Source organism: Promicromonospora kroppenstedtii DSM 19349 (assembly GCF_000515355.1).
Classification (GTDB): Bacteria; Actinomycetota; Actinomycetes; order Actinomycetales; family Cellulomonadaceae; genus Promicromonospora; species Promicromonospora kroppenstedtii.
In genome coordinates, this window is record NZ_KI911609.1 from 45661 (window position 1) to 49019 (window position 3359).

At 70.7% G+C, this 3359-nt stretch carries 3 protein-coding genes and 1 pseudogene; 3 read left to right on the top strand and 1 reads right to left on the bottom strand.

Annotated elements, in window-relative coordinates; genetic code table 11:
* Positions 1-132 precede the first annotated feature (132 nt).
* Positions 133-477: an RNA polymerase-binding protein RbpA gene (locus PROKR_RS04030; protein WP_026365682.1), complete on the bottom strand. Its 345-nt coding sequence runs from the start codon at positions 475-477 to the stop codon at positions 133-135.
* 328 nt (positions 478-805) lie between these two features.
* Between PROKR_RS04030 and PROKR_RS04035 the strand changes: the two genes are divergently transcribed.
* From PROKR_RS04035 to PROKR_RS36815, 3 genes and pseudogenes are all read left to right on the top strand, one after another.
* Complete coding sequence (locus PROKR_RS04035; RefSeq protein ID WP_036959770.1) at positions 806-1960, top strand: LLM class flavin-dependent oxidoreductase; 1155 nt, start codon at positions 806-808, stop codon at positions 1958-1960.
* Positions 1960-2625 (top strand): FMN reductase, encoded by a 666-nt coding sequence (locus tag PROKR_RS04040; protein ID WP_051432655.1) that lies wholly within the window; start codon positions 1960-1962, stop codon positions 2623-2625. The genes PROKR_RS04035 and PROKR_RS04040 overlap by 1 nt, the downstream gene beginning before the upstream one ends.
* Before the next feature lie 125 nt (positions 2626-2750).
* A pseudogene (locus PROKR_RS36815) lies at positions 2751-3359 on the top strand (hypothetical protein); the annotation flags it as partial.

Below are 3359 nucleotides of genomic sequence, written 5' to 3' on the forward strand. Positions count from 1 at the left end.
CGGCGCCGAGGTGGCGTCGTCCGGCCGGTAGCCCGTGGGCGTACGAGAACGGCCGCCGGTCCGGACCCTCGGGTCCGGACCGGCGGCCGTTCTGCTATTCCTGCTGCTGGGCACCGTGCCCCCGGGGAGGGGTCAGGCCGAGCGGCGGAGCTTGCCGGCGCGCAGCAGCTCGAGGCGCTCGTCGAGCAGGTCCTCGAGCTCCTTCACCGTGCGGCGCTCGAGCAGCATGTCCCAGTGGGTGCGCTGCGGCTTGGTCGCCTTCGGCTCGGGCTTCTCGGCGTCGCGGAGCAGCGCCTCCTCGCCACAGCGGCACTCCCAGATCGGGGGTACGTCCGCATCGGTGGCGAAGGGCAGGATGATGGTGTGGCCGTTGGGGCAGTCGTAGTAGGCCTGGAACCGAGGGGCGAAGTCCACGCCCTCGTCAGACTCCATGCTCTTACTACCGATGCTCATACCGCGCAGGGACCGGTCAGGCACGATGTCCTCCAGAGGGTTGTCGGGATAGGTGGCGGAAAAAGGTCCGTATAGCCAACGCAGGGACCCTCTGTGATGTTCCAGCCCATGTTCCGGCGGTCTGACGACCAGCCGTGCCAAACCAGGCTACCGATCGGACGTGCGCCCGCAAGCGCACTCCGGGCAAACTGGGTGTGTATGTGCGCGATCTCACGCACGTCGAGGCAGGTGACCGTGTTCGCGGCGGGAACAATCAGCACGGGTCGCCGGTTGAGACCCATGTTCATGCAGATGCATGAACAGCGCGAGCGGCGACCCGCTCAGGAGCACCACGATCGAGGAGCACAGCATCATGCAGTTCGGGATCTTCAGTGTCAGCGACGTGACGACGGACCCGACGACGGGGCACACCCCGGACGACACCGAGCGCGTCCGTGCCATGCTCACCATCGCCAAGCACGCGGACGAGGCAGGCCTCGACGTCTTCGCGACCGGTGAGCACCACAACCCGCCGTTCGTGGCCTCGAGCCCGACGACGATGCTCGGCTACCTCGCGGGTGTCACCAAGGACATCACCCTGTCCACGGCGACCACGCTGATCACCACCAACGACCCGGTCCGCATCGCCGAGGAGTACGCGATGCTCCAGGTCATCAGCAACGGCCGCATGGACCTGATGATGGGCCGCGGCAACACCGGTCCCGTCTACCCGTGGTTCGGGCAGGACATCCGCCAGGGCATCCCGCTCGCGATCGAGAACTACGCGCTGGTGCGCCGCCTGTGGACCGAGGACGTCGTGGACTGGGAGGGCAAGTTCCGCACCCCGCTGCAGGGGTTCACCGCCACCCCGCGCCCGCTGGACGGCGTGCCGCCGTTCGTGTGGCACGGCTCGATCCGCAGCCCCGAGATCGCCGAGCAGGCCGCTTACTACGGTGACGGGTTCCTGCACAACAACATCTTCTGGCCCATGAGCCACACCAAGCAGATGGTGCAGTTCTACCGCCAGCGGTTCGAGCACTACGGTCACGGCCGCGCCGACCAGGCGATCGTGGGCCTCGGCGGCCAGGTGTTCATGCGCAAGAACAGCCAGGACGCGATCACCGAGTTCCGGCCGTACTTCGACAACGCGCCCGTCTACGGACACGGCCCCACCATGGAGGACTTCACGCGCGACACGCCGCTGACCGTCGGCTCCCCGCAGGAGGTCATCGACCGGTACGGCTCGTTCATCGACGACGTCGGCTACTACCAGCGCCAGATGTTCCTCATGGACCACGCCGGGCTGCCGCTGAAGACCGTCCTGGAGCAGATCGACATCCTCGCCTCCGAGGTCGTGCCCGAGCTGCGCAAGATCGCCGACGCCAAGCGTCCCGAGGACGTGCCGGCCAACCCGCCGACGCACGCCGAGCGGGTCGCCGCGGCCCAGGCCAAGGGCGCGGCCGGCGCCACCCACGTGGGTGACGGCGGCGACGAGTTCACCGGCAAGCTCGCAGAGGAGGCGCTCTGATGACGGGGATCGTCCCCACCGAGGACCGGCCCCGGCGCACCATCGCCGTCGTGCACGCGGGGCTGGGCCAGCCCTCCTCCACGCGCCTGCTGGCGGACCGCCTCGCGGACGCCACCGCGCGCGAGCTGAAGGCGCTCGGCCACGACGTGACCGTCGAGGTCGTCGAGCTGCGCGACCACGGCCACGCGATCATCGACGCGATGCTCACCGGGTTCCCCACGGGTGACCTGGCCCGCGACATCGAGACGATCACCCAGGCCGACGGGATCATCGCCGTCTCGCCGCTGTTCACCACCACCTACTCGGGGCTGTTCAAGTCGTTCGTCGACATCCTCGACAAGGACGCCCTGACGGGCATGCCCGTGCTGCTCGGTGCGACCGGCGGGACGCCGCGGCACTCGCTCGCGCTGGAGTACTCGATGCGCCCGCTGTTCACGTACCTGCGGGCCGACGTCGTCACGACGTCGGTCTTCGCGGCCACGGACGACTGGGCGCAGGCCGGCGACCGCACCCGGCGCGACGACGGCGCGAGCTCGCTGCCCGAGCGCATCGAGCGGGCCGGTCGGTCCCTCGCGGCGACCATGGCGGCGCGAGGGGAACACACCAAGCGCGACGACCCGTTCGCCAGCACCCCCAGCTTCCTGGACCTTCTGGGCGGCGACTGACCAGCCGTCATGACTCCACCATGACCCTGCCCTGCCCGGGGCTTGCACGTCCCGGGCAGGGCAGGGAACATATGGGACAGCAACCGCAGCGGGTCGCGGGCAGTCGATGGTGAGGGAGCGCGGTCATGGCGGACGGCACGACGGACGGTACGCAGGACCAGGCCCCGGCCGAGACCGAGGTCGAGACACCCCGCGCCGCAGGGCCGGACGCCGGTGAGACCGAGGGCTCGGTCGAGGTTCCTGGCGCAGAGGCAGCCGGTGCCGAGACTCCTGATGCTCAGGCTCCGGCTGCCGGAGACGTGGAAGGCGACTCGACCGCGGGGGCCGTGCCTGCCGAGGCCGCGCCCGCCGACACGGCATCCGCCGCGACCGGTCCGCGGGCCGACACCGGACGTGTCGCCCGGATCGTCGCCGCGCTGCGGCAGGCGCACGCCGAGCAGTCCGCTCGGACCGCCGCTGCCGCCGAATCCACGGAGACTCCTGTGCTCCCCGAGAACCCCGAGCCCCCCGAGGCTACCGACCCTACGCACCAGCCGGCTCCCCGCCGGGAGAGCAGCGGGGTGCGGCACTCCCCGCCCGCCATGCCCACGCTGCGCTGGAACCCCGGTGCCCGATACCGGGCCTCCCAGCTGGCGAACCAGGCCGCACGGCCCGAGCCGAACGTGGCAGTGCCTCCCGTGCCACTGCCACCGGTGCCCCCGCCGCCGGCCCCGCTGCCGCCCGCACCCCCGGCC

What these genes read in the sequence shown, in the direction of transcription:
- PROKR_RS04040 (WP_051432655.1), top strand. Translation starts at nt 1,960, where the DNA reads ATGACGGGGATCGTCCCCACCGAGGACCGGCCCCGGCGCACCATCGCC.
- PROKR_RS04035 (WP_036959770.1), top strand. Translation starts at nt 806, where the DNA reads ATGCAGTTCGGGATCTTCAGTGTCAGCGACGTGACGACGGACCCGACG.